Below are 1,204 nucleotides of genomic sequence, written 5' to 3' on the forward strand. Positions count from 1 at the left end.
ACATCAACGTGGGCGGCAGCGGCGGCACGGGCGGCGTCGGCGGTGACGTGTCCGTTTCCAACAGCGGCACCATCCGCACCACCGGCGCGGACGCGGCCGGGATCGTCGCCACCAGCGTTGGCGGCGGCGGCGGCAGCGCCGGCGTCATCATCGACATCCTGCTGGGCGGTGGCGGCACCAACAAGTCCAACCAGATGAAGCTGAACATCGGCGGCAGCGGCGGCAGCGGCGGCGTTTCCGGCGATGTGTCGGTCACCAACAGCGCCACGGGCAGCATCATCACCACGGGCAGCAAGGCCTATGGCATCCTCGCCCAGTCGGTCGGCGGCGGCGGCGGTCGCGGCTCGTCGATCGTCTCGATCACCGGCGTTGGCGGCACCGAAGGCACCGGCACGCTGGGCCTCGCCATCGGCGGCGCCGGCGGCACCGGCAATGATTCCGGCGATGTCACCGTGAACAACCTCGGCCGCATCGAAACCAGCGGTGCGGACGCGCACGGTATCTTCGCGCAGAGCGTGGGCGGCGGTGGCGGCACCGGCGGACTCGTGCTGGTGGGCGCGGCGGCCGGCAAGAACGGCCAGCAATCTGTGGCAGTGGCCATCGGCGGCACCGGCGGCGGCGGCGGCGATGCCGGCGACGTGACAGTGACCAACACCGGCGTCATCATCACCCGCGGCGACGGTGCCGACGGGATCCGCGCGCAGAGCGTGGGCGGCGGCGGCGGTGACGCCAATCTGGGCATCAGCCTGGGCACCGGCGGCGGCGCGCTGATCGGCAACGGCATAAACGCGCTGCTGGGCGCGGTGGGCGGCGGCAGCGGCGGCGTTGCCGGCCTTGCCACCGTGAACCAGAACGGCAGCGTGACGGTGATGGGCCGCAACGCGCAGGCAGTGACCGTCCAGAGCGTCAACGGCGGCGGCGGCACGCTGACCCTTGATTTCGAAGGCATCACCAGCCTGCCGGGCACACCGCTGGAAAGCATCATCGCTGGCCTCGGCAGCGAAGACACGGATGACAGCGCCGGCGTGGCCGTCTCCATGAACATGGTCGGCAGCCAGGTGGTCGCCGGGGCCGGCGGCACCGGCTCCGGCGTCCAGTCGGTGGGCGGCGGCGGCGGCACTGCCTATCTCAACCTCGGCTTCGTGCCGTCGGCCGGCACGCCCGGCGCGGTCACGCAGGCACCGGATGGCGCCATCGCGCTGGG

General features: G+C 72.4%; 1 pseudogene. It reads left to right on the forward strand.

What is annotated here, in order from left to right:
• Positions 1 to 1,204, forward strand: a pseudogene (locus tag GJV64_RS14650) (hypothetical protein); the annotation flags it as partial.

The organism is Sandarakinorhabdus rubra (assembly GCF_010994245.1).
GTDB lineage: Bacteria > Pseudomonadota > Alphaproteobacteria > Sphingomonadales > Sphingomonadaceae > Sandarakinorhabdus > Sandarakinorhabdus rubra.